Source organism: Bradyrhizobium sp. WYCCWR15520 (assembly GCF_056174665.1).
On the sequence record NZ_JBWBWM010000003.1, the window covers coordinates 59,636 to 83,702 of the forward strand.

Annotated in this window: 22 protein-coding genes; all 22 read right to left on the reverse strand. The window is 63.5% G+C overall.

The genetic code is table 11. The annotated features are described in order from the left end of the window. On the reverse strand, nucleotides 1-789 hold the full coding sequence (legP, locus tag AC0QUY_RS04010; RefSeq protein ID WP_475385855.1) for a Dot/Icm T4SS effector Zinc-dependent metalloprotease LegP: 789 nt from the start codon (nucleotides 787-789) through the stop codon (nucleotides 1-3). A gap of 119 nt (nucleotides 790-908) precedes the next feature. Then, on the reverse strand, nucleotides 909-2,507 hold the full coding sequence (locus tag AC0QUY_RS04015) for a phospholipase D-like domain-containing protein (RefSeq protein ID WP_475385856.1): 1,599 nt from the start codon (nucleotides 2,505-2,507) through the stop codon (nucleotides 909-911). A gap of 364 nt (nucleotides 2,508-2,871) precedes the next feature. Then, on the reverse strand, nucleotides 2,872-3,723 hold the full coding sequence (locus AC0QUY_RS04020; protein ID WP_475385857.1) for a phytanoyl-CoA dioxygenase family protein: 852 nt from the start codon (nucleotides 3,721-3,723) through the stop codon (nucleotides 2,872-2,874). A 106-nt stretch (nucleotides 3,724-3,829) separates the two neighbouring features. Continuing rightward, nucleotides 3,830-4,330, reverse strand: coding sequence for an L-2-amino-thiazoline-4-carboxylic acid hydrolase (locus tag AC0QUY_RS04025; protein WP_475385858.1), 501 nt, complete (start codon nucleotides 4,328-4,330; stop codon nucleotides 3,830-3,832). Between the two features lie 192 nt (nucleotides 4,331-4,522). Continuing rightward, nucleotides 4,523-4,906: a nuclear transport factor 2 family protein gene (locus tag AC0QUY_RS04030; protein WP_475385859.1), complete on the reverse strand. Its 384-nt coding sequence runs from the start codon at nucleotides 4,904-4,906 to the stop codon at nucleotides 4,523-4,525. Between the two features lie 318 nt (nucleotides 4,907-5,224). Next, nucleotides 5,225-7,897 (reverse strand): flavin-containing monooxygenase, encoded by a 2,673-nt coding sequence (locus tag AC0QUY_RS04035; RefSeq protein ID WP_475385860.1) that lies wholly within the window; start codon nucleotides 7,895-7,897, stop codon nucleotides 5,225-5,227. A 114-nt stretch (nucleotides 7,898-8,011) separates the two neighbouring features. Then, entirely contained in the window at nucleotides 8,012-9,202 is a 1,191-nt protein-coding gene (locus tag AC0QUY_RS04040) for an ABC transporter permease (protein WP_475385861.1), read from the reverse strand. Nucleotides 9,203-9,204: 2 nt separating this feature from the next. Further along, entirely contained in the window at nucleotides 9,205-10,365 is a 1,161-nt protein-coding gene (locus AC0QUY_RS04045; RefSeq protein ID WP_475385862.1) for an ABC transporter permease, read from the reverse strand. Continuing rightward, on the reverse strand, nucleotides 10,362-11,042 hold the full coding sequence (locus tag AC0QUY_RS04050) for an ABC transporter ATP-binding protein (protein ID WP_475386041.1): 681 nt from the start codon (nucleotides 11,040-11,042) through the stop codon (nucleotides 10,362-10,364). The genes AC0QUY_RS04045 and AC0QUY_RS04050 overlap by 4 nt, the downstream gene beginning before the upstream one ends. 49 nt (nucleotides 11,043-11,091) lie before the next feature. Continuing rightward, nucleotides 11,092-12,168 carry an efflux RND transporter periplasmic adaptor subunit gene (locus AC0QUY_RS04055; protein ID WP_475385863.1) on the reverse strand — a complete coding sequence of 359 codons (1,077 nt, stop codon included), beginning with the start codon at nucleotides 12,166-12,168 and terminating at the stop codon, nucleotides 11,092-11,094. A 408-nt stretch (nucleotides 12,169-12,576) separates the two neighbouring features. After that, nucleotides 12,577-13,590 (reverse strand): zinc-dependent alcohol dehydrogenase family protein, encoded by a 1,014-nt coding sequence (locus AC0QUY_RS04060; protein ID WP_475385864.1) that lies wholly within the window; start codon nucleotides 13,588-13,590, stop codon nucleotides 12,577-12,579. A 73-nt stretch (nucleotides 13,591-13,663) separates the two neighbouring features. Further along, complete coding sequence (locus tag AC0QUY_RS04065) at nucleotides 13,664-14,290, reverse strand: FMN-dependent NADH-azoreductase (protein WP_475385865.1); 627 nt, start codon at nucleotides 14,288-14,290, stop codon at nucleotides 13,664-13,666. A gap of 13 nt (nucleotides 14,291-14,303) precedes the next feature. Next, nucleotides 14,304-15,881: an isochorismatase family protein gene (locus AC0QUY_RS04070; RefSeq protein WP_475385866.1), complete on the reverse strand. Its 1,578-nt coding sequence runs from the start codon at nucleotides 15,879-15,881 to the stop codon at nucleotides 14,304-14,306. A gap of 19 nt (nucleotides 15,882-15,900) precedes the next feature. Continuing rightward, nucleotides 15,901-16,749 carry an MBL fold metallo-hydrolase gene (locus AC0QUY_RS04075; RefSeq protein WP_475385867.1) on the reverse strand — a complete coding sequence of 283 codons (849 nt, stop codon included), beginning with the start codon at nucleotides 16,747-16,749 and terminating at the stop codon, nucleotides 15,901-15,903. Between the two features lie 42 nt (nucleotides 16,750-16,791). After that, complete coding sequence (locus AC0QUY_RS04080; protein WP_475385868.1) at nucleotides 16,792-17,682, reverse strand: amidohydrolase family protein; 891 nt, start codon at nucleotides 17,680-17,682, stop codon at nucleotides 16,792-16,794. Next, a complete protein-coding gene (locus tag AC0QUY_RS04085; protein WP_475385869.1) occupies nucleotides 17,679-18,797 on the reverse strand; it encodes a vWA domain-containing protein in 1,119 nt (372 codons plus the stop codon). The genes AC0QUY_RS04080 and AC0QUY_RS04085 overlap by 4 nt, the downstream gene beginning before the upstream one ends. Further along, a complete protein-coding gene (locus tag AC0QUY_RS04090) occupies nucleotides 18,794-19,675 on the reverse strand; it encodes an AAA family ATPase (protein WP_475385870.1) in 882 nt (293 codons plus the stop codon). The genes AC0QUY_RS04085 and AC0QUY_RS04090 overlap by 4 nt, the downstream gene beginning before the upstream one ends. A 9-nt stretch (nucleotides 19,676-19,684) precedes the next feature. After that, nucleotides 19,685-20,707, reverse strand: a complete 1,023-nt coding sequence (locus tag AC0QUY_RS04095) for a xanthine dehydrogenase family protein molybdopterin-binding subunit (protein WP_161852164.1) — start codon at nucleotides 20,705-20,707, stop codon at nucleotides 19,685-19,687. 2 nt (nucleotides 20,708-20,709) lie between these two features. Continuing rightward, on the reverse strand, nucleotides 20,710-22,290 hold the full coding sequence (locus AC0QUY_RS04100) for a xanthine dehydrogenase family protein molybdopterin-binding subunit (RefSeq protein ID WP_475385871.1): 1,581 nt from the start codon (nucleotides 22,288-22,290) through the stop codon (nucleotides 20,710-20,712). 11 nt (nucleotides 22,291-22,301) lie between these two features. After that, entirely contained in the window at nucleotides 22,302-22,781 is a 480-nt protein-coding gene (locus tag AC0QUY_RS04105) for a (2Fe-2S)-binding protein (protein ID WP_161852166.1), read from the reverse strand. 6 nt (nucleotides 22,782-22,787) lie between these two features. Further along, nucleotides 22,788-23,606 (reverse strand): FAD binding domain-containing protein, encoded by an 819-nt coding sequence (locus AC0QUY_RS04110; protein WP_161852167.1) that lies wholly within the window; start codon nucleotides 23,604-23,606, stop codon nucleotides 22,788-22,790. 16 nt (nucleotides 23,607-23,622) lie between these two features. Beyond that, a complete protein-coding gene (locus tag AC0QUY_RS04115) occupies nucleotides 23,623-24,066 on the reverse strand; it encodes an SRPBCC family protein (RefSeq protein ID WP_161852168.1) in 444 nt (147 codons plus the stop codon). Between the last annotated feature and the right edge of the window lies 1 nt (nucleotide 24,067).

Here is a 24,067-nt window from a genome sequence, read left to right on the forward strand (position 1 = left end):
TCATATCGTGATGAGCTTCTTCACCGATGCGATGTCGCCGGCGCTGAGCTTCTTGCGCTGCCCGATCTCGACGCCGGCCTTCTTTGGAATGATCGTGTCCTCGCCATTGGCGCTGAACGCGTTGCGCGGATAATGCATGATAGAGCCATAGTCGTAAGCGAGGAGGTCGACGCCATCCTGAATGTGCTGATTGAAATTGTGGCGGGCGCTCGGCAGCACCGCATCGAGTTTGACGGTCACAAACTGATTGCGATCCTTCCTGCTCTGCTCGTGCCAAAGCCCGACGGTGTGGCCGATTTCGTGAATGCAGTTGCCGGTGCTGCAGGCGCTGCCCAGGATTACCTCCTGCCGCCCGCCGCGCCGGCCAACCGAGGACGCACAGCCGCTCCCGGGACGAAACACGACGAAATCGCGATGGGCGGGATCAGCCGCGTTGCGCTTCACGAATTTGATCGGCGTGTTGTCTTGCCAGTGCTTGATGGCGTCGAGCACGCGCTGCTGGTTCGGCAGATTGGGGTCGATCTCGAAAGGAATCGTGTTGTTCTTCCAGCGGAATTGGGCGCCGCGGATTCCGGCGCCGAAGGCTTGGGCGTCGTCCTGCAGGATGCCCGGATTGTCTTCCACCGCCTTCTTGGTGCTCTGCGCCTCAGCCACGGTTCCAAGGATGATGCATCCTTCGAACACCGCAAGACCGTCGACGGCGGTGTAGGTAACTTCCTTCCAGTCCGTGCCGAGCGGCTTGATCCAGGTCGTGTCGGTTGTATCGCTTGTCAGAAATCCATCGGTCATAACATTCTCCCATCATGAAACGGGGTCAGGCGGTAATTCGCCGAATGTGCTAGCGGGTGCAGTATCGAAACAGTTCGAGTTGCAATTCCAAAGCCGTCAACTAATAAAGACACGGCCGCCTAGCCGTAGTAATCGCGCCATGACATCCGCACCATGCCCGGAGGCGTCTCGTCGCCGTCGCGCGCGACCGTCACCGGTGGATCATCCTCGATGAAGGTGCTGGCGCGGTTCTCCCAGTCGAACACGAAGGCGTTCTGGTAGTAGGTCGCGATTTCCTTGTTGAAGATGATCAGTCCGGCATCCCGGTTTCGCAGCACACCGTCGCCGGACCAGTTCGCGCTGCTGACCAGCACTGTTTCGCCGTCCACGATGATTCCCTTGTTGTGGATGCTGCTCTGGCTGCGGAATACGGTTTCCTTGAAGCCGGATTCCACGAGCTTTCGGATCTTGTCGGCCGCGCCGTTGCTGCCGACGATAATTCTCATGTCGAAGTTCGGGCGGTTGCTGAGCTCGGCGAGCTTCGCGAGCATGTCGGTAAATTTCTTGTCGATCTTCTTGTCGCTGAAGGTGATGTAGGAGAACTGCAGGAAGATCGATCGTTTGGCGCTCCCGATCAGCTCCATGATCCGGGCGATGTAGTTGTCCGGCGTCAGGACCGGCGCAACCTCGAACTCGCCGGGCCTGGTCGGCAGGATTTCGGGGGCGATCGGCGTCGGCGTATCGGCGACATCGTCGGCGTCGAACAATGCCTCGACCGGCACAAAGACATCAGGCAATCGGGCGGCGGCCTGCGCATCCAGCAGAACGCCGTCCTCGCCGTTCTCCGCTTCGGCCTCCGAACCATCGCGGTCGTGCTTGATGTAGCGCTCGAAGAGCTTGGCCAGTTTTTCGTCCTCGACGATGACATGCCATTCCCGGTTACCCTTGCTGTACATTCCTTTCGCCTGGGCAGGGATTCCGATCGGGTCGATGTTCGGCTGGCTGCGCAAGCTCCAGTTTCCGCTGGACAGCCAGAATGCGCTGGAGTCCCGGACCGCGACCTTCTCGTGATAGGCGCTGGCGAAGCGGCGCGAGGCGCCGCACCTAACGATAAAGCCGTCGAGGTTGTCTTTCAGGGACCTCCTGAGCTTGGTACGGATCTTGGTCTCCGGCTCGGTCATGCCGTCGTCCCAAGTCAGCACGACCTGGAGATCCTTGTCGCGCACCGTCTCGATGAAGCTCTTCGCGATATAGTCGGCGTTGAAGTCGTACATCGCGACGGAAAGCGTCTTTTTCGTCGCCTCGAGGAACGGCTGCAGCACCGGCCAACCGGCGTCAGGACCGATGTGGCAGACGATCGGTTTCTTGATCTTGAACTTAGCGTTGATAGGGTTTCCGGTGATCGGCTTGTAGGTGAGGCCGGAAGCCGAAGCCGCGATGCTGTCGGCGATGGGCTGATCGCTCATCAGCGTCATGACCTGCCGCAGCGGGTCGGCTTGCATCACGCTGACGCGATAGGATCCGAGCTGCCGCGGCATGCGCTCTTCCGGCAGCACGCTGGTCGGCGGCTTTTTGTGGGCCACGTAGACGATGACCGCCGGCTCCTTGTGCACGGTGCCATCGATGATCGGAAAGCCGGGCTCCGCGGAAACAAATCCCTCGACCGCGGCCAATTGCGCCACGTTGGCGTCGATTACGGCCTGCACCTTGTCCTTGGTCTGTTGATCGAGGAAGCGCATCGTTCCGGGTCCCCCGCTTCAAATGAATTAGTCGCAATGGCAGTCGTGGCTTCTGTTTTCAAAAGGTGCGTACGCAGTTGGGCGATCGGTTGCGCTGCGTGCCGCTGCCGCAGGCGGTAGCGACAAACCGCTGTATCGCCAGAGAAAAATTCGGTGGCCTGCAATCACTGTCAGCACGGAGATATACTCCGAGGTGCGATGCCTTCGGTTTGCTACTTTGCCGGACCAGCGCGTACCTGTCAGTGAAGCACTTCACAAACCAGTTCAGAGGTTGCGAAGAAGGAGGACGAGCGCATCGTGTTCGATGCATTTCCTGCATCGTGTGCAGATGATCGTCCCGTCCAGGTGCCGCGCCCGGTATCCGTCAATGCGTGCGCAGCAAGCGCCTGGGATGGACGCCGTCGACATAGCCCATGAACGGCGGATGGATCGAGTAGCCGATCAGTTCGCGTGCGCGCTCCGGCAATTGGCTGGCGAGATCGGCGGGGACGGCGAGTGCCATGTTCTCCAGTTGTCGCACCCAGCCGACGCAATATTGCGGCGTGATGATCAGCCGCGGCCGATCCGACCGGTTGGCGCCGCCGCGGTGCCATAACGTTCCCTTGGTAATCGCCAGCGATCCGGACGGCATGGTCAGCTTGATGGCGTCCGTTCGATTGCCTTCATCGTGCTCGGCTTCGTTGGTGAAGTGCGAAGGTTTCACCGCGCCCTCGATGTATTGTCCGTCCCAGAGATGACTTCCCGGAATGATTTCGGTGGCGCCGTTCTGCTCGGTCGTATCGTCGATCGCCCAGAACGTAGAGATGCCGAGCGCCCGACGGGGCCGCGGTATCTTGACGCTACTATCGTCGAAGTGCCAGGGCTGAACCGTCTCGCCGGGATGAAGATTGATCGCGAGCATGGCCGACAGCAGGCAACTGTCGCCGAGCTCGGCTTCGGCAAAGGCCAGGGCGAGCGGATGGATCGCGAGCTCGGCAAACACCGGCGACTTCGCCAGCAAGGCATACACGCGGTTGGTTTTGGTGCCTTCGAAGTCGTTGCGGCCGAGCAGATCGCGCGCCAGATGCGGCGCCAGCGCCGCGCGGATTTCTGCGACGCGGTCGGGCGCAAGTACGCGTTCGAAGATCAGATAGCCATTGCGGTCGAACTCTTCCTTCCATAAGGCGAATGAGCGTCCCTTGAGCCAGGGCGAAATCTGCTCCGCTGTCGCTGCCATCGGCGCTCTCCCTTGCTGGCGCGGTCAAGCCGGGCTTGTTGGGATGCATCATACGCCACTATCGATGGCTTTCACGGGATTTCTGCGAGGCCACTGGGCGCGGAAATCATTCCCGCGGCGCGAAGGCGTAGCGGAACGTGCAGCTTGGCGCACCCTGCATCAGGGTCTGGTCGCGGCTTAGGCTGACCTCGCTGCCGCCGGCGGCAACGATATCGAAATCGGTGGCGCAGACCAGCAGCGCGCCGAGCTCCGGCTCGCCGAGCGCACGAAAGAATTCCGCAAAGCGGCAATGCGTGACGTCGAATTCCAACGCCTCCTTGTCTTGCCGGCGCATTTCCACCGTCACTTCGCGCTCGCTGACGTCGGCAAGCGCGGTGTGCATCGCCGCCCATTTGCGCCGCGCGCTGCCCTCGACGCTCGCGCCGATGGCGGCGAACAATTGCTTCGACCAGTCGCGCAAGGCCTGTTTGACGATGGCGTCGGCTTTTTCCTTGCCGAATTCCGCGCGAAGCGCCCGCAGCACGGGCAGCAGGACCTGGGCCTGGATCCGCGTTTTGTCGAGCAACGATAGACGGGGATCGACCATGTAGCCGTCGAGGACATTCATCGCCGGTTCCTTCCATGTCGCGACGCACGGGCCTCTTCAACCTCGCCCCGCTTGCGGGGAGAGGTCGGATTGCGGAGCAATCCGGGTGAAGGGTACAGGTCTCACGTCGTTCAGAACCCGCGGAAATAGCCCCTCACCCCGACCCTCTCCCCGCAAGAGGCGGGGAGAGGGAGTGGAGAGAGCTTGCGGAAATCACTCCCGCAGCTCGGTCATAAAAACCTTTTGCGCGATCTGCCAGCGGTCATCGATCTTCAGCAGCGACAGTTGATCGGTAAAGAAGCGCGGCGGGATGGCGCATTTGAGCTTGACGTAGGCCATCGTCGGACCGACGAGATCGATCGACAGTATCTCGTCGTGGCGCGCCAGGCCACGCTGCTTTGGCGACGGTCTGTTCCGCACGTTGCCGAGCCAGGTGTCGCGCGGCGTGATCGTCAGTTCGCCGCCGTCGGTGACGCTGGTCAGTGCGCTGGTCGGATGAAAGGCGCTGGCAATCTTGCTCGCGTCGCCCTCGTAGAGGCCGTCGAGATAGGACTGGATCACGCCTTCGATATGTCTGACATCGTCTGTGCCGGTCATGGCGTCTGCGTTTCCGTTTTATCGCTTGATGAGCGTCCCGGCAACGACAAACGAAATCAATTGAGCGGTCAACGTAGAAAATCTAATGCATGACAGTCTGCTAGTCTCAAGACATTTTTCGAGCCGGGGATCAGTCATCGGCTGGTATTGCAAACGCCCATTGCTGAGGGGATGACGGAGTGCCAGCAACGCGAACTCGTTTCGGCCTGCGCCGTGCCGTCGTCTCCCTCTCCCCGTTCTTCACGGGGAGAGGGCAGGGGTGAGGGGCTGTCTCCACGGGCTCGATGATGCAGCGGAGCGACCGTCATTCCGTGCGCGCTATCCAGCCGCGGCGTTGACCGCGATCGGCGGGGCGTCGCCACTCTCTTCCAGCTTTCGCGGCAACCCGGCGAAACCGCGCAGGGCTTCGGCCATCTTCGCGCGACCGCTGACGCCGGTGATCACCACGTCCACCATCATTAGCGACGAGTGGATGTGACCACGCGCCTGCAGCTGCTCGACCGGCACGCCTGCGGCAGCCAGCGCCTCGGCATATTCGATGCCTTCGTCGCGCAGCGGATCGAACTCGCAGGTTGCGACGAATGCCGGCGGCAGGTTCGCCAGATTGCCGCGCAGCGGCGATGCGCGCGGATCGGTGCGGTCGGCGGGCGAACAATAGATGTCCCAGAACCAGAACATCAGCGCGCGCGTCAGGAAATAGCCGACCGCGTTCGCGTTGTAGGAGGGACGGTCATACCGGCAATCGGTGACCGGGCACACCAGGAGCTGGCCTGCAATCTGCGGGCCGCCACGGTCGCGCGCGAGCTGGCAGGTGACGGCGGCGATGTTGGCGCCGGCGCTCCAGCCTGCGACCAGCACCGGTCCTGGCCTGCCGCCGAGTTCGGCTGCATGTTCGGCGATCCAGCGCGTTGCCGCATAGCCGTCCTCGGCTGCCGCCGGGAAGCGATGCTCGGGCGCATGGCGATAGCCGACGCTGACGACGATCATTCCGCTGCGGCGGCAGATGTCGCGGCAGAACGGATCGTCGGATTGCTCGTCGCCCAGCACCCAGCCGCCGCCATGGAAATAGACCACGATCGGATGCGGCCCCGGCGTTGCCGGCCGATACAGGCGATACTGCAGCAGGCCATCGGCGCCGTGCACGACGCCATCGCCGACCTCGCCGACGGGACGGCCGGGAGGACGGGCCTTGTTAAATTCGGCGAGGAAGTTGCGCGCGCCCTGCGAGCCGAGCGACTCGATTTGCGGCAGGTTCATCTCCGCCAGCATGCCCAGCACCAGCCGCACATCCGGCTGCAGGCGGACCACTTCGCCGTCGTTGCACTGCTCGGCAACATCAGGCCCGGTCAATTTGAAGCCGAGCATGCCGCGGCCGACGACCTCGTTGCAGATGCTGCGATAGGGGCCGACGCCGCCAGTATAGGGCATCACGCCCTGCGCCTTGCCGGGCACGTTGGCGCCCGTGTACCAGGTGTTGGCGAGCCGATGCAGCGTCAGCGTCGAACAATCCGCCATGTGCTGCGCCCAGCCGGCTTGTGCGGTCTCCGTCGCGTCGATCGTTGTGAAGCCGGCCTCGCGCATCGCTGCCAGCCGGTCGACCACCCAGTCGACATGCTGTTCGATCGATACCGCCATGTTCGACAGTACCGACGGGCTGCCCGGGCCCGTGATCAGGAACAGATTGGGGAAGCCGGAGACGGTGAGGCCGAGATAGGTCTGCGGGCCGTTGGCCCAGACGTCGGACAACGATTTGCCGTCGCGGCCGGTGATCGGATGCACCGCCGTGATGGCGCCGGTCATGGCATCGAAGCCGGTGGCGAAGACGATCACATCGACGTCGAACGCGCGTTTGTCGGTCGTGATGCCGGACGCCGTGATCTGTGTGATCGGCTCCTGCCGCAGGTTCACCAGCGTGACATTGGGGCGATTGTAGGTGGCGTAGTAGTTGGTATCGAGGCACGGACGCTTGGCGCCGAACGGGTGGTCGTACGGCGTCAACGCTTCGGCCGTCTCCGGATCCTTCACGATCGCGCGGATCTTCTCGCGGATCAGATCGGCGAGCAGCCTATTGCCATCGACGTCGACGCCCTGGTCGGCCCAGAGCTGGGTCAGGATGTGGACGAGATCGCCGGCGGCCCACGCCCGTTCGAAGCGCTCGCGGCGTTCGGCATCGCTCAACTGCCAGCTCACCGCCATCTGTTGCGGGTAGGGGACGCCCGCAAGTGACCAGCGCGCCTGCTCGCGATAGGTAGCGCGGTCGGTTTCGAAGTAGGTCTTGCGATCGTCGGGCTGCGGACCGTTATGCGCGGGCAGCGCGAAATTCGGCGTGCGCTGGAACACGGTGAGATGCGCCGCCTGCTCGGCGAGCAGCGGGATCGACTGGATGCCAGATGAGCCCGTGCCGATGACGGCGATGCGCTTGCCGGCGAGCTTGACCTCGTCATGCGGCCAGCGGCCGGTGAAATAGACCTCGCCCTTGAAGTCCTTGACGCCGTCGATCTCGGGCGGCTTCGGCGCGGAGAGACAGCCGGTCGCCATGATGTAATAGCGGCAGGAAACGCTCGCGCCGTTGCTCGTCTTGAGCCGCCAGCGCTCCGCAGTCTGGTCCCAATTCGCCGCGGTGACCTTGGTGCCGAAGCGGATATCGCGCCGCAGGTCGTAGCGGCCGGCGACGAAGCCGAGATAGCGCAGGATTTCCGGTTGCGTGGCGTATTTCTCCGACCATTGCCACGCGCTCTCCAGATCGGGATCGAATGTGTAGCTGTAGTCGATGGTCTGGATGTCGCAGCGTGCGCCGGGATAGCGGTTCCAGTACCAGGTGCCGCCGACATCGCCGGCTTCCTCGATCACAACAGCGGAGAAGCCGGCCTTGCGCAAGCGATGCAGGAGATAAAGGCCGGCAAACCCGGCACCGACCACGGCAACATCGACTTGCTGTGACGTACCGCTGTCCGCTTCAGAAGAACGTGCCGCAACCGCTGCGTCTGGCATGCCACTCCTCCCGTATGTTTTATTTTGGGAGAGGCTACGCCCACGGATTCAGTTTGTCATCAGGGCAAATGCAATCATTGGATGTTCGACAGGGCCTCAACGACAGCAAGAAGTTCAGTTCGCGTAGAGGCCTTCGACGATCGGCAATCGCGCGGCGCGGACTGCCGGAAACAATCCACCGATCAGGCCGACGATCAGCGCAAGCGCGACGCCTTCACCGATCAGCCAGGGACTTAGCTTGAAGTCGAATACCACCTGGGTGAAGTTGCCGCCGAGCGTCGAGGCGGTGACGCCATCGAAGATCAGATAGGTCGCGGCAGCACCTAGCAGGCCGCCGATGGCGGCGAGCAACAGCGACTCGGCCAGCGTGCCGACGAAGGCGGGAAAGCCGCCGAAGCCGATGGCGCGCAGCGTCGCGATTTCCGTGGCGCGTGATGCCACCGACGAATACATCGTGTTGAGCGCGCCTGCGATTGCCCCGAGCGCCATCGCGATCGCCAGCGGCCAGCCGAGCTTCTGGATCAGATCGGTGGTTTGCGAGGCCTGCTCGGCGAAGTAGCTGGCTTCGGATTTGACGTCGAGCTTCAGGCGCGGATCGGTGTCGCTATGGTTCTTGAGATCGCTCAGCGCGGCAGGGCTGGTGAGGCGCGCGCGCACGGTCTGGACGATGTTGTTGCGGTTGAACAGGCTCTGCACCACATTGAGATCGGCCCAGATCTCGGATTCGAACACGCTGCCGCCGGCTTCGAACACGCCGACGACGTTCCAGCGCGTGGAGCCGAACGACACGGTAGAGCCGATGTCGAATCCCTCGAACTCCCGCAGCAACGCCTTGCCGACCACTACCTCATTGCTGCCGCGATTGAACATGCGGCCTGCGGTGATGGTAACGCCCTTGCGCAATTCGCTGCCCTGTTCGCCGATGCCGCGCAGCGGCAGATTGGCCTTGGTCTTGGTCGAACGCTTGATGCCGTCGACCACGAGATAGAGTTCCGGCGAGATCAGGGGCTTGCCATCACTGCCGCGGGCGATGCCGGGACCGTCCTCGATCAGCCGCACCTGGTCGCGGCTCACCGTGCTGTTAATCTCGGCCTGCGAGCCGGCCCGCAGCACGATGGCGATATCGTCGGCGCCGGAGCCTGCGATGGTGCGCTGGAAGCCATTGGCCATCGCCAGGAATGCCAGCAGCACGATCACCACCAGCGCGATCGCGGTCACCGTGGAAAGGGACAGCCAACGACGCTGTCCAATGCTCTTGAGATTGATGGCGGTGACCGCCGCGACTTGAAGCCAAAGCGAACGCATGCCTATCCCCGTCCGAGCGCGGTTGCAATTCTGAGCCGCATGGCGTTGAGCGCCGGGATGATCCCCGTGATCAGCCCAAGCGCGATCATCAGTGCCAGCCCTTGCAGCGCTATGGTTGGCGATACCGCAAAGGCGGGCGCGATGTTGGAAAGGCTGGTGCGGAGCGCCATGGCGATCAGCGCCGCAATTGCGAGGCCAGGAATGCCGCCGAGCAGCGCCAGCAATACGGATTCACCGAGCACCATCGTTAGGATCCGCGGACCCGAAAAGCCGAGCGTCTTCAGTACGCCAATTTCGCGGGTGCGCTCCCGGATCGACAGCGCCATGGTATTGCCGACGATCATCAGGATTGTGACGAAAGCCGCGCCAACCACCAGCAATACGATCAGCGCGATGTTGCCGAACTGCGCTGCAAACGCTTTGCCGAACGCCTTTTCGGTGTCGGTCGAGGTCTCGGCGGTGGAATTGGCGAACATCGCGTCGATCGCCTTTGCCACGCGATCGTTGTTTTCGGGCGAGGTGGTCTGAAGGATCATCCAGCCGATAGTGTCCTTGCCGAAACTGCGGGTCTCGTCGAAATAGGGGTACTGAAACAGCAGGAAATTGGTGTCGACGTGGTCGGCCTTGCCCTTGACGATGCCGGCAATCGTGAGATCCCAGGTGTGTCCGCCGCTCTTCTGGCTGAAGATGTTGCTATTAAGAGGGATGCGGTCGCCGATCTTCCAGCCCCACTTTTGCGCCAGGCTTTCGCCGACCACCGCGCTGCCGCGGTCACGCATGAAGGCCTGAAGCTGCTCGGGCGCAACCTCGAATTCGCTGCGGTACACGTCGAAATAGGTATTCGGCTCGATCGCGAGCGCCATGATGAAGTTCTTCGGGTCCTGATAGTAGCCGCCGAACCAGTTGGCGAAGGTCACCTGCCGCACTCCTTCCACCGCGCGCACGCGATTGAAGTAGGCGATCGGCATCGGTTGAGTGAAGTTGATCTTGTTGACGGTGATCATCCTATCAGCGGCGGCGGCATCCTCGCCAGCCGTAAAGGCGCGGTAGAATCCGGCGAGCACGCCGAAGATCATGAAGGCGATCAGGATCGACACGATCATCAGGCTGGCGCGCAATTTGCGGCGGAACAGGTTTTTTCGGACCAGGTCGAAGTCGTTCACGCGGCAAGCTCCCGTTCGACGAAACGGCCCTTGTCGAGATGCAGGACGCGCTTGGCGTAGTTGGCCGCCGCCGGGTCGTGGGTGACCATGACGATGGTCTTGCCGAGCTCGCCATTGAGCAGTTGCAGGATCGACAGGATTTCGTCGGCGGACTGACGGTCGAGGTCGCCGGTCGGCTCGTCGCACAACAGCAGGTTTGGATCGGAGACGATGGCGCGGGCAATCGCCACACGCTGCTGCTGGCCGCCCGACATTTCGCGCGGACGGTGTCTCGTGCGATCGGCGAGCCCGACCACGGAAAGCGCGGTTTGAACACGCTCCGCGCGTTCCTTGCTGCGCAATTTCGTCAGCAGCAGCGGCAGCTCCACGTTCTGCGCCGCGGTCAGCATCGGCATCAGATTGTAGAACTGGAAGATGAAGCCGATATTGGCGGCCCGCCAGGCCGCCAGCTCGCCTTCGGAGAGGCCATCGATGCGGTGGTCCGCGACGGCAATCTCGCCGGCGTCGGCGCGGTCGATGCCGCCCAGCAAGTTGAGCAGCGTGGTTTTGCCCGAACCGGACGGCCCCATGACGGCAATGAAATCGCCGCGGGGAATCGCAAGGTCGAGGTGATCGAAGATCGAGATCGTTTCCTTGCCTTTGGTGAAACGCTTAGCTACGCCGGTAAGGCGAACCATCGGATGCTCGGCTGTCACGCTTGTCTCCCTTGAGGATTCCGGCTGGAAGCTATTTCGCTGCGGTGGCTTCGGTGGCGCCCTTTGCCTTGGCGTCAGCCAGGAAGTTCACCTTCACCGCCATGTCAGGCAGAATGCGCGGGTCCTTCTTGTCGAAGCGGATGCGCACCTTCACCGTGGCTTTCTCGCGGTTCGCGGTCGGCACGATGGCAATTACCGAGGCGGGAATGGTCCAGTCCGGATAGGCATCCAGCATCGCGTTCACGGCTCCTCCGGGGACGACCCGGCCGATGAAGGCCTCGTTGACGTCGACTTCGATTTCGATCGAATCCATGTCGACGATGGTGCAGATGCCGGTGCGCGTATAGCCGCCGACCGACATCGGCGAAATCATCTCGCCCGGCTGCGCGCTACGGTCGATGACGACGCCGGCAAACGGCGCCCGTATCTTATGCTTGTCGAGCATCGAGGCGCTGCGCTTCGCGTCGATCTTGGCAGTTTCGAATTGCGATTGCGCCTGGCGCAATTGCGCGCTGAGCACACCGACCCGGGCCTGCGCCTTGGTCAGATCGGCTTCGGTGGCAAAATTCTTTTGCGACAATGTTTGGATGCGCGTCATGATCCGGGTCGCGTCCTCCAGATCGGCGGTGATCGCGGCGATCGCGGCATCAGCCGTCTCGACGCGCGAGCGGGCCAGCTCATAATCCCTTTCGGCAAGCACGCTATCGAGCCGCGCGACGATCTGACCCTCGGTCACCGTCATGCCTTCGTCGATGAAGACCTCGACCACTTTTCCGGTGATCTCAGCCGCCACCGTCGCCTTGCGGCGCGCCACTACATAGCCGGAGGCCGCCAGGCTGCCGGCCGCCTTGCTATTCGTTGCCGGCTGCTGAGGTTGCGGCTGCTGCGCCGTTTGCGGCTGCGCGGCGGGCTGCTGCGCGGTTTGCGACGCAGTCTCTTTGGGTGGGTCTTGCCGGCTGAACTCGAACGCGCCAAAGGCGGCGAATGCGACGACGCATGCGACAATCGCCGCGGAGATCGGCAACCAGTGGCGATTGGACCGTTCCGGCTTGTTGGCGCTGCGATCGATCGAAAGCGATCTCAGCAATTTGCTCTTGTCTTCGGTCATCGTTCATTTCCATCCGGCTGCTCGCTGCAACTTCCGCGCGGGCAGCATCATTCTCGCGCTGGTGGTCTCACTCACAGCCGGTTCACATGTCTCGCCAAAGAAGGGCAGGCCTCAAGCTTTCCGTAAGGCGGCGACCCCGGCTCGGTTGTATTCCCGTTGAGCTCTCGCGAGCGCCGGGCGGCGCCCGTTTTTCGACGAGGCGAGTTACAGGAATTTAAAGCCTAATGGCGACGGAGGCAATTCCTGAAACCAGCACGAGTTGTACGTTCGGTGTTGCCAGTTGTGGCCATGAGTATCGAGGATCCGTCGCGCAGACGCCTGTCGATCCCCGAATACGCTCAAAACTCGGCAAAATCTTGCAGCGGGAACCAGTTGCTGAAATCGGCAGTCGATGGCGAAATGTCGCGGTCAGCCGATCTCGATCGCCACCTTCCCGAAATGCGCGCCGCTCTCCATATGAGCAAACGCCTGTTTCGCCTGGTCGAACGTAAAGGTCCTGTCGATCACCGGCTTCATGCGACTTGTCGCCATGCCATCCACCATCGCCTGGAGGTCTTCGACCGATCCGACGGTGACACCCTGCAGCCGCTGCTGCTGCATGACCATCAACGGCAGCCGCGAGTCGGACGACGGCGGCCCGGCAAGCACGCCGATAAAGGCGATCGTGCCGCCGATCCTGGTCGCCCGTATCGATTCGTTCAGCGTACCGACCCCGCCTACCTCCACGACGAGGTCGACGCCTTGGCCGCTCCATTCGCGGGCTTTCTTTCCCCAGTCGGGCGTCGCCTTGTAGTTCAAGATGAAGTCTGCGCCGAGCGTCTTCAAATGCTCGATCTTGCCGTCGCTGGAGGAAGTTGCGATGACACGCGCGCCGCACATTTTCGCAAACTGAATGGCGAAGAGGGATACCCCGCCGGTGCCCTGTGTCAGAACAAGCTGACCGGGTCTTATCCCGCCGAGCTTGACGACCGCGCTCCAGGCCGTGACCCCGGCGCAGGGGAGCGCGGCGGCTTCGATATCGCTGAGATGCTCTGGCGTTCTGACCAGCGCATGCTTCGGAAAGATCCGATACTCCGAGAGGACGCCGTCCACCGAGCCGCCGAGTGCAGCGCGCATCTTGGCTTCGCTCGGTTCGCCGCTGATCCAGCTTTCGAAGAAGCTGCCGATGACGCGGTCACCGGGCGCGAATTCCCGCACGCCCGGGCCGACCCGCTCGACGACGCCGGCACCGTCTGATAGCGGCACAAGCGGAAATTTCTGGCGCGAGCCATAGCCGCCCTTGACGGTGATTAGATCGCGATAGTTCAGCGTTGCCGCTTTGATCCGGACGAGCACCTGGCCTTCGCCGGGCTCGGGCACAGGCTTGTCGACGAGGGCAAGTCCATCGATTCCGTTCGGTCCCTGCAGCTCATAGCACTTCAACGGAAATCTCCTTCGGCACGCTCCAGTAAGCGCAATATTGCCGCAAATGTTCTAGTTCCGCCAAGCCAGCGCGTCAGAATCGCGCAGCCATCTCGGCCAGTCGGCGATGCGCAGCTTCGCGTGCGGTGCGGATTGGCTCGGCTGGCCCGGTGGTCGGTCCGATCGGCACAAAGCGCACGTCGCTGACGCCGATGAAGCGCAGCGCCTCGCGCAGGTATGGCGTCGCCATGTCGATGCGGCCGCGATTCATGCCGGTGACGAAGTCGCTGCCGCTTGCCAGGATGACGACCGTCGGCCGGTCCTTGAACAGCGGCAGATACCCTTGCGCCGGATCGTAGCGGAACGCCAGCCCGGGCTGCGTGATGACGTCGATCCATTGTTTCAGCTTGTAGGGAATGCCGAAATTCCACATCGGCGTCGAAATCAGCACGCGATCGGCAAGCGCGAAGCGGATCGCGATGCGCTCGGCGACCGCAAAGGCATCGCGCTGCGAATCCGTGAAAGGCCGCCCGTTGATGCGGGCATATTTGGCCTCCAGGACATAACCCTCGAATTCCGGCAGGTGATCGCGCCACAGGTTCATCGCGTCGATGTCCCAGTCCGGCCGTGCCTGGCGGAAGCGGTCGATAAAGATCCGCGCACCGGCGGAGGATTCCGAGTCCGCGCGCGGCGAGCAGCTCAGGTGAAAGAGTTTTGGCATGGCTGGGGCCCGCTCATCCCAGTCCCCTGATGACCGCATCTGCGTTGGTGACGACGGCGACGTTCTGCATGGCGAAGTTAATCGAGGCGTTGTGCCATTCCGCATTCATGGTCGAGCAGCAGTCTTCGGGCACGATCATGAAATAGCCCTTGTCCGCGCCGGTGCGGGCGGTGTGCTCGATCGACATGTTGGTCCAGGCGCCGGTGTTGATGATCATGTCGCGGCCGGTCGCCTTGAGGATGGTCTCCAGGCGGGTGCCTTCCCAGGCGCTCATCCGCATCTTCTCGACGATAAAATCGCCGGCGCGCGGCTCAAGCCCCGGAACGGGAGCCGCGCCCCAGCTTCCGCGCACCATCGCGCCGCTGTCGACCAGTCCCTCGAATAGTGGCGCATTGAGTGTAACGCCGGGGGCGCCCGGCTCGACGATGAACCAGACATGGATGATGACAACGCCGCGGGCGCGTGCCGCCTCGGAAAGTCGGCGGACATTGTCGATCACGCGCTGCTGGCGCGCGTGGCCAGGCGAGCCGGAATCCGCGAATGCGCCGCCTTCCATGATGACGTCATTCTGCAGATCTTGGATGATCATGGCGCAGCGACGCGGATCGAGCTGCATGTCGCCGCCAGTTAGCTGAGGAGGCGCGGGCGCAGCGGAGCTGGTGTCAGGACCGCTCGAGGCCCGGCCGCTCATATAAGGTTCATGGCGCGGCCCGGCTTTAACCGGGATCGCATAGACCGAGTGTGTCGCGGTCAGATAGAGCGTGCGAAAATCAGGCCCGCCCCAGGCGAGATTGGCGACGAGTTCGGGCACGCGTACCTTGCCGAGCAATTCGCCTGATGGCGAATAGACCCAGACGCCGCCTGGCGCGGTGACCCAGATATTGCCACGCTGATCGCACTTCATGCCATCGGGCAGGCCGGGTTCGAGCTCGGAACGGATGCCGCTGGCGAAGACGCGTGCATTGGACAGCGAGCCATCGGCTTCGACGTCGAAGGTGCGGATCAGTGCCTGCACGGTGTCGTTGACGTAAAGCAGGCGTTCATCGGGTGAGAAGCAGAGGCCGTTTGGCTGGTCGAACAGATGGCGGTCGACCACGAGTTTTGGCGGGCCGCCGCCGGGCGGCACGCGAAAAACGCCCTGGAAGCCGAGCTGGCGCGGCCGCTCGACGCCGTAGACCGGCATGCGGCCATACCAGGGATCGCTGAAATAGATCGCACCACTCGAATGGACGCAGACGTCGTTCGGGCTGTTGAGTTCCTGGTTCTCGAAATGCGAGGCAATCACCTCGCGCCTTCCGTCGGGACGTTCGCGGATCAAGGATGAAGTGGCATGCTCGCAGACGATCAGATTGAGCTCGGCATCGTAGGTCATGCCGTTGCATTTGTTCGCGGGACGCTTGACCTCGACGACGCCGCGCTTGGCGTCCCATCGCCGACGTACGTCGCCCGGCATATCCGAAAACAAGAGATAATGATGCGTTGGATGCCAGATAGGGCCTTCCGTGAAATCAAAGCCGGTGCCGACCTGGCCGACCGGCGCATAGGGGTCGATCAGGGTTTCGAACTCGGGGCGCAGCGTGACGTGCGTCATCGGTCCGTCCTTTCAGCGCTCAGGCCGGGAACCAGTTGCGCTGGGGCAGGCTCTGCACCACGGGGCCAGGCACCTGATCGTGCAGCCGGCCGACGACATTGCCACCCTCGATCTTGGCAGGGCGGTCGTGGACCGGGAGCAGGTAGCGCGAACTGCTCAGGAGTTTTTTGATTGCCGCCTTCTCCGCGCGCTTGCTGGTGCCGTGATTGCCGGTCGTTCGCGGTTCGGCGTCATGGATCTCGTGGAAGGGGGTGACGATCTGGTCGTTGAAATCGTAGATCACATCGCCGCAGATGGTGGCGATGCCATCGGCGGTATGAACATGGATGTTCATGGAGCCTTCGGTGTGGGCGTTGGCGGCCTCGCAATAGACGCCGGGCATCAGTTCGACCGGGCCGGTTACTTCGAGATCGAGGAAGCGCAGCGCGCTCTTGGTGTGCAAACGGTCGATCAGGTGCTTGATATCGGGCGCCGGATATTGCGGGTGCATCAGGCCGGAGACGGAATATTCCAGCTCCTTGCGGTTGAGCACCACCGTCGTGTTCATCGGAAACAGATCGTCCTTGCCGGCGTGGTCGATATGTAGATGAGTGTGGCAGACGTAGCGGACGTCGCCCATGCGCACGCCGTGGCGCGCGAGCTGGTTCTCGATCATGTTCTCGTGGAACTGGAGCCCGCGCATGCCGAGCGTTTCCATGATCTGGTTGGAGCGATAGCCGGTGTCGACCACGACCGGATAGGGGCCGCCGACGATCAGAAAGCCGAGCGTCAGGACGCGGCGGGTACGGCCGCAATCGCGGCCGAGCACGAGAAAGCTCGATTCCAGTTCGATATCCCCGTAGTCGAGGATCTTGATCTCAAGCGGCATATGTTCCCTCCCATATTCTTTTAATTGTCGATACGCGCGCCGTCATCGGTCCAGTCGGTAGACGCGCATGGCAGTCGTTCGCAGAACGGCGTCGCGCTGATCGGCGGCAAGCGAGGCCGTGGCGGCGAGAAAGGCGTCGATCAACTCGCGATAGGTCGTCCAGAGTTTTTCGATCGGAAAATTGGAGCCGAACAGGCAGCGATCGGCGCCGAAGATCGCCACCGTATCGGTGAGAATGGAGGCAACGTGCACGGGATCGTTGCGATGGATGAAGGTGCCGAGGCCGGAGAGTTTTGAGACGACGTTAGGGCAGGCGGCGAGCCGGGTCATGCCGTCACGCCACGCCGATCGGCCGTGCGGCGAGAGGTCTTCCAGCATGCCGGCGTGCTGCAGGATGAAGGTGACATCGGGACAGGATTCGGCGAGGCCCGCAGCATCCGCCATCTGGGGTGCGAATACCTGCAGGTCGAAGCTGAAGCCATAATCGGGGAGCCGCGCGATATTGCGCCGGATCTTCGGATCGGCGCAGAGGTCCGGTCGGGCCGCAAAGCGATAGAGCGGGTTTTCGTGCCAGTGCAATTGCATGCGTACGCCGCGCACTAAGGGATAGTGCGCGAGACGATCGAGCTGCGGGCGGACATCGTCGACGTTGAAATCGGCGTAGGAGACGATCGCGTGTGGCCAGCCATGATCCTTCGCGGTTTCCTGCACCCAGGCGGTTTCGTCCTCGAAGCGATCATTGGCCCAGTTGGTCTGCACATAGACCGAGCGGGTCACGCCGGAGCCCGCGAGATCATCGAGATATTCCTGGATCGGATAGTCGCGCCGGATCGGCTCGTAGGGGCCGAAGATGCGCGGCTGCATCGGACCAACAAGCCAAGGCAGGTCAGCCTGACGCCAGATATGATGATGGGCATCGACGATGTCGGTCACGCGGCCTTCCTTTGTCCAAGCGAGAGAACGTGCGAAACGATCGCGGCTGATGATCCGCCGTCGACCAGATCATCCACGAAATGGCGGATTGCGATCAGCGCTTCGGTCTGCGGTTGAAAACTCGGACCTGTGGCGAGCGGCGTCAGCCAGCTCAGCCGCCAGGCGCGCTGCGACAATTTTGCGACGGCATCGCGCAACGCAGAGGGATCGCCGCGCTCAAGACCGTCGGACAGGATGACGACCGCGGCGCCGCGCGCATAACCGCCGAACCGCGGCACCGCCAGGAAAGCCTGCAGCGCATCGCCGATCCGGGTGCCGCCGTCCCAGTCGCTGACCAGATGGGCGGCGGCCGACAGCGCCTGCTCGCGGCGCTTGAGACGGAGCGCGCGGCTGACACGGGTGAGCCTGGTGCCGAAGGTGAACACCTCGACATTGGGAGCCGCATGCACCACGGCATGTGCGAGCTTCATATTGTCGTCGGTGCGTCCCTTCATCGAACCGGAGACGTCGATCAAGAGCAGCACCTTGCGCGGGCGGGTGCGCCGTTTCAGCCGGCCGAGCCGCAGCACCTCGCCGTCATTGCGCACGCTCTCACGCAAGGTGCGGCGGAGATCAGCCCAAGGGCCGCGCCGGGCGCGCATGCGCCGGTGGCCGCGCCGCCGGGGCAGACGCGTGGGCGCCTCGCGTGCAAGCCGGCGGAGGGCATCGCCGGTTTGGCTTGGCGCGAAGCGGCGTTCGACCAGCGCCTCGGCGCGGGCTGCAACAAGCCCGGATTCATTGGCCTCGTCGGCCAGCAATGTTTCGTCCTGGCCGCGGCCTTCCTCCTGTAGACGAACCACTTCTTCATCTTCCGCGCCGGCATGATCCACCGCCTCGCTGCCGAGGAAATGAAGGTCGAACAGCCGATCGTAAGTCGCGCGCCGCTCGGGCGGCGGGGCGAGTGTCGCCAGCCCGGCCTGCCGGATCGAGTCCATGCTGCGCGGGCCGAGAAGCTCGATCGCCGCCAGGAACGCCGTTGTCTGTTCCGGCGCGACCGCGAAGCCGTTGACGCGCAGCAACGCGACAAAGGACACGAAGACGCCGGCGGCGCGCGGTAATCGAAGTTCCTCGCTCACGCCGCAGCCTCCGCAATCAGGGCATCGAGGCGGCCGGAGATGAAGGTGAGATCCTCCTCGTCCTTGAGCGCGACGCCGATCGAGCGTTTGAAGGCTTCCGGCCAGCGCGCGCCGCGCGCGTGCAACAGCGTGGCCGCTTCCGCCCAGTCCACGGCTTCCGCAATGCCCGGCGCCTTGCTCAGCGGCTCGCGCCGCAGCTTGCCGACGGCGGCGACGACGGCACGCGCCGTGGATTCGGCAACGCTCGATGCCCGCATCATCACAATGCGCGCCTCGCGCTCGGCGGTGGGATAATCGATCCAGTGATAGACGCAGCGGCGACGCAACGCTTCGTGCAGGTCGCGAGTGCGGTTCGAGGTCAGCACGACGACGGGGCGCTCGGCGGCGCGGACCGTGCCGCGTTCGGGGATCGAAATCTGGAAATCGGAGAGAAATTCGAGCAGGAACGCCTCGAACTCCTGGTCGGCGCGGTCGATTTCGTCGATCAGCAGCACGGTGGAGTCGGGCGCGCGCAGAGCGGCAAGCATCGGCCGCTCGATGAGAAAGGTCTCGCCGTAGATGTCGATGCTTTCCTCGCCGGCTTGGCGGATCGCCAGCATCTGGCGCGGATAGTTCCACTCGTAGAGCGCGGCGGATGCGTCGATACCCTCATAGCATTGCAGGCGGATCAGGCGGCGGCCGAGCACGGCGGCGATCGCCTTGGCGGCTTCGGTCTTGCCGACACCAGGCGCGCCTTCGAGCAGCAGCGGCTTGCCGAGCGCCAGCCCCAGATAGGCAGCCGTCGCCAAGCCGTCGTCGGCGAGGTAATACGCCGTGCGCAAGGCTCGTTCGAGCGCCTCCGGACTATCGATGCCGACGATGTTGCCGCGTACCACCATGGAAAGACCTCAGCGCCGCGCTTGCGGCCGCGCGCCGCCCTGCGCCTTGATTGCCCGCAGGACTTTTTCCGGGGTGATCGGCAGTTCATCCATCCGGACGCCGACGGCATTGAAGATGGCGTTGGCGACCGCCGGCAGCACGGGATTAGCGCACATTTCGCCGGGGCCCTTGGCGCCGAACGGCCCGTCGGCAGCAGGGCGTTCCAGCACGGCGATATCGTGCGGGCAGATGTCGCCGGGGCCGGGCATCAGATATTCGACGAAGTCGCGCGGGCCATGCGCCGGATCGGGATAATAAGGCTCGGGTGTCTCAAACAGCGCGTGGCTGACGCCCATCCACGCGCCGCCGACGAGCTGTTGCTCGACGAGCCGCGGATTGAGCGCGCGACCCAGTTCATATGCACTGTCCATGCGCACCATCGCGACCTCGCCGGTCTCGTCGTCGACTTCGACCTCGGCGACGAGGCAGGCGTGCGCGTAACAGGTGGCGGGCGACATTTCGCCGGTCTCGGGGTTCACCTCCGACAACGGCACCAGAAAAATGCCGCGTCCGGATATCGTCTTGCCCTGCTTGAACTGCGCCGCGATGGCGACGTCCTTGGTCGAGATCGAACGGTGCGGCGCGCCCTTGACGTGGATATTGCCGCGCCCGTCGGTGTCGAGGTCGGCGGCATTGACCTCTAGCTCCTCGGCGGCGGCCTCCATCATGACGCCGCGCGCTTCCTTGGCCGCCGCCATGACAGCATTGCCGACGCGATGGGTGCCGCGCGAGGCGAACGAGCCCATGCAATGCGGACCGGTGTCGGAGTCGGCGGTATCGACATAGACATCCTCGACCGGCACGCCGAGCGTTTCGGCGCAGATCTGCCGCGTCACCGACTTCATGCCCTGGCCGAGATCGATCGACGACAGCGATACCGTGAACTTGCCGCTGGGGTTGGAATGAACCAGCGCCTGGCTGGGGTCGCCGCCGAGATTCATGCCAATGGGATAGTTGATCGAGGCAATGCCGCGTCCGCGATGTTTGGCCATGGTCAGCGCCTCCTGGTGCCGAAAACGGAAGAGAAGCGGGTGGCGCCGTGTGACGGCGATGGCGCAGGCGGCCTTGGAGGAGGGGGTGGCGCGGGAGGCGGCTCGTGGATCGGTGCAGGAGACGCGCGATCGTAGGTGGTCCGCTGCTGCGAGACGGCGGTGCGCTGCGGCACCGGTTCGAGCGGCGTCGGCGATATCGCCGCGCGGCTGCCGCCGCCGTCCTTGCGCGACGACATCCGCTTCACCTCCTCGCGCAGCGGCCATTTTGCTTTCTCGGCGGCGACCTGCACGCATTCGATCAATGCGGTGTTTTTCGCCTCGCGCCGGTGCGCCTTCATGTCACCGTCGCGATAGGCATTGAGGATGCGGAACTCCATCGGATCGATACCGACCAGATGCGCGAGCTTGTCCATCTGGCATTCGAGCGCAAAGTCCATCGCCGTGACACCGAAGCCGCGCATCGCGGTCGCCGGCGTCCGGTTGGTGAACACGCAGTAGACGTCGCCATGGACGTTCGGGATCGTATAGGGGCCCGGCAGGTGAGCCACGCATTTGACGACGGCGTAACTTGAGAGCCGGGTATAGGCACCGCTGTCGAAATAGGCGCGGATCTTGCGGGCGACGATGCGGCCGTCGCGCATCACGCCGTCCTTGATGTAGATGCGCTCGGCGCCGCGCGGGGAGCCGAATTGCATCTCCTCCTCGCGGCCGAGTTGATAGCGCACCGGACGCCCGGTCAGCATCGCGCCGAGAATGGCGAGCGGCTCGGTTAGCGTATCGACCTTGCCACCAAAACCGCCGCCGACGGTGCCGCCGATGAAATGGAAGGTGTTGGAGGGGACGTCGAGGATTTTTGCGCAGGTATCGAGCGAGAAGAATAGTGCCTGTGTTGAGGTATACACGACGTAGCGTCCATTGGTGTCGGGCGCTGCGATCGAGCCATTGGTTTCGGTCGGCGCATGCTCGATCGGCGACATCTGATAGCGCTGTTCGAGCACATGGTCGGCTTCCGCAAAACCGCGCTCGACATCGCCGAAGCGCAGCTTCTGATGGTCGTAGACATCGTGATAGACGAAGGTGTTCCTGGGATAGGTTTCGTTGACGACGGGCGCGCCGGATTTCAAGGCGTCCTCGACGTCGAACACGGCGGGTAGCGGTTCATAGTCGACACGCACTTTTGCGATGGCCTCATAGGCCTCACGCGGGCTGTCGGCAACGACAGCGACGATCGGCTCGCCCTTGTAGCGCACCTTGTCGACGGCGAGCGACGGCTCGTCGTCCTTGCCGAAGTTGATCAGGCTGAGCAACGTGTTGAGATTGATCGGCACGTCGGCCCCGCGGATGATGCGCCGCACGCCGGGTGAACGCTCCGCTTCCATCGTGTCGATGCGTCGCAGGCGGGCGTGGGCATGCGGACTGCGCAGCACCTTGAGATGCAGCATGCCCTGCAGCTTGTGATCGTCGAAATAAGTCGAGGTGCCCGTGACATGGCCGAGCATGTCCTGGCGCTGCGTGCCCTTTCCGATCTCTTTCAAATTATCATCGCGCTCGTCGGCGAAGATGTCCTTGCGCAATTCCAGCATGGTCGTTCCCTCTAAGCGCGGGCGCGTCCGCTCGTGGCGGCGGCGAGGACGGCGTTGATGATCGGCTCGTAGCCGGTGCAGCGGCAGATGTTGCCGGAGATCGCCTCGATGACCTCGGCGCGGGTCGGCGAAGGGTTGCGGTCGAGCAGCGCTTTCGCCGCCATCAGCATGCCGGGCGTGCAGTAGCCGCACTGCGCCGCGAACTGCTCCATGAAGGCACGCTGCAGCGGATGCAGGTTGGGTCCATCCTTCAGCCCGTCGAGCGTTTCGATCGAGCGGCCGTTCACGGTTTCCGCCAGCGTCAGGCAGGATAGATGCAGTTCGCCGTCGATCAGCACGCTGCAGGCGCCGCAGCCGCCCTGGCCGCAGCCGAATTTCGGCGTCATGTCGCCGATCAATTCGCGCAGCGCGACCAGGAGATTGACGCCACCGTCGACGAACAAGGCGACGTCGCGGCCATTGTGACGAAACTGGAGCGGGGTCTTGGTCATGATTGCTTACTCCAGGCCCGACAGCAGGCGGCGAAGATGAACGCCGACGATCTCGCGGCGATACCAGGCGCTGCCAAGGGCGTTGTCTGCGGGCGATACGCTCTCTGTTGCGGCCGCGGCGGCAGCGCTGATTGCGGAATCGTCAAGCGAGCGTCCTTCCAGGGCGCGCTCGGAGGCTCTGGCGCGAATTTGCGTCGCGGCCATCGAGCCGAGGGCGATGCGGGCGCCTGAAATTCGGCCGCCGCTCAACGGCAGGTGCGCCGCCAGCGTGATCACCGAGCCGCCCTTCGGCTTGATGCGGGCGATCTTACGATAACGGAAGGCCTCAGTGCTCGCTGGTCTCTGACAGGAAACCGCCAGCACCAGCGCGCCGCTTTGGCGTTCGCGGGATTGCAAAAATTCCTCGATCGGCATGTCGCGGGCGCCCAGGCCGCCCTGCACCGACACGGCGGCGTCGAGCGCGAGCAGCGCGACGGTGAAGTCGCCATAGGGGGTGGGCGCGAACAGATTGCCGCCCACCGTGCCCATATTGCGCACGGCCGGCCCGCCGATCGAACGCGCAGGCGCGTGCAGAAAGGCAAGATCGCGCTCGGCCAGAATTCTTGCGAAGGTGACGCCGGCGCCGAGCGTGACCCGCGAGCTGGCCACGTCGATGCGGGACAGCGCCTGATCGGTCGCACGCACGACGGTCGAGATCGAGACGTCGCCTTCGTTGAGCGCGCGCATGACCAGCGTGCCGCCGCCGAGATAGCGCGCGCTACGGTCGGACGACAATGCTGAGGCCGCCTCGCCGAAGCTTGCAAATGTCTTCACCGTGACGGGCATCGTGGCTCCTCCGCTTTCATGCGGCCTCCTTCAGATGCCGGCGAATGGCGTCGAAGCCGGCTTGATAGATCTGTTCCGCGACCATCTGCGTCAGCCGCTCGGCATCCGCAGGCCGCGTGGTGAACCTGGATTCCCAGTGCCAGAAGGTGCGGTCGCCGTCGGTGACCGGCAGCAGGCGGACATGGGCGACATAGTTGAACATCGGGATCGGCGTATCGAGCAGGCAATAGCTGAAGGTCTGTTCGAGGTCCGACAGCGCCAGCAATTGCTCGCGCAGCTCCGAGCCATCCTGCAGCTTGAAGCGCCTGACACAGCCGATCTTGTCGGAGGCCTGCGCGCGCTCGATCGTGCTGGTCGCCACCGCCGGATGCCAGCGGTCGTGGCCGTTGAAATCGCGCAGCACGTTCCAGACCGCGCCGGTCGGCGCGTCGAGGATCGTGCTTTTGACGATATGCGGCACG

Excerpts from the sequence above, each read along its gene's own strand:
- AC0QUY_RS04065 (WP_475385865.1), bottom strand. The coding sequence starts at position 14,290 with ATGCCAAAACTCTTTCACCTGAGCTGCTCGCCGCGCGCGGACTCGGAA.
- AC0QUY_RS04025 (WP_475385858.1), bottom strand. The coding sequence starts at position 4,330 with ATGAATGTCCTCGACGGCTACATGGTCGATCCCCGTCTATCGTTGCTC.
- AC0QUY_RS04040 (WP_475385861.1), bottom strand. The coding sequence starts at position 9,202 with ATGCGTTCGCTTTGGCTTCAAGTCGCGGCGGTCACCGCCATCAATCTC.
- AC0QUY_RS04050 (WP_475386041.1), bottom strand. The coding sequence starts at position 11,042 with ATGGTTCGCCTTACCGGCGTAGCTAAGCGTTTCACCAAAGGCAAGGAA.
- AC0QUY_RS04095 (WP_161852164.1), bottom strand. The coding sequence starts at position 20,707 with ATGGCCAAACATCGCGGACGCGGCATTGCCTCGATCAACTATCCCATT.
- AC0QUY_RS04030 (WP_475385859.1), bottom strand. The coding sequence starts at position 4,906 with ATGACCGGCACAGACGATGTCAGACATATCGAAGGCGTGATCCAGTCC.
- AC0QUY_RS04100 (WP_475385871.1), bottom strand. The coding sequence starts at position 22,290 with ATGCTGGAATTGCGCAAGGACATCTTCGCCGACGAGCGCGATGATAAT.
- AC0QUY_RS04105 (WP_161852166.1), bottom strand. The coding sequence starts at position 22,781 with ATGACCAAGACCCCGCTCCAGTTTCGTCACAATGGCCGCGACGTCGCC.
- AC0QUY_RS04070 (WP_475385866.1), bottom strand. The coding sequence starts at position 15,881 with ATGACGCACGTCACGCTGCGCCCCGAGTTCGAAACCCTGATCGACCCC.
- AC0QUY_RS04075 (WP_475385867.1), bottom strand. The coding sequence starts at position 16,749 with ATGCCGCTTGAGATCAAGATCCTCGACTACGGGGATATCGAACTGGAA.
- AC0QUY_RS04035 (WP_475385860.1), bottom strand. The coding sequence starts at position 7,897 with ATGCCAGACGCAGCGGTTGCGGCACGTTCTTCTGAAGCGGACAGCGGT.
- AC0QUY_RS04015 (WP_475385856.1), bottom strand. The coding sequence starts at position 2,507 with ATGCGCTTCCTCGATCAACAGACCAAGGACAAGGTGCAGGCCGTAATC.
- legP (WP_475385855.1), bottom strand. The coding sequence starts at position 789 with ATGACCGATGGATTTCTGACAAGCGATACAACCGACACGACCTGGATC.
- AC0QUY_RS04020 (WP_475385857.1), bottom strand. The coding sequence starts at position 3,723 with ATGGCAGCGACAGCGGAGCAGATTTCGCCCTGGCTCAAGGGACGCTCA.
- AC0QUY_RS04110 (WP_161852167.1), bottom strand. The coding sequence starts at position 23,606 with ATGCCCGTCACGGTGAAGACATTTGCAAGCTTCGGCGAGGCGGCCTCA.
- AC0QUY_RS04090 (WP_475385870.1), bottom strand. The coding sequence starts at position 19,675 with ATGGTGGTACGCGGCAACATCGTCGGCATCGATAGTCCGGAGGCGCTC.
- AC0QUY_RS04055 (WP_475385863.1), bottom strand. The coding sequence starts at position 12,168 with ATGACCGAAGACAAGAGCAAATTGCTGAGATCGCTTTCGATCGATCGC.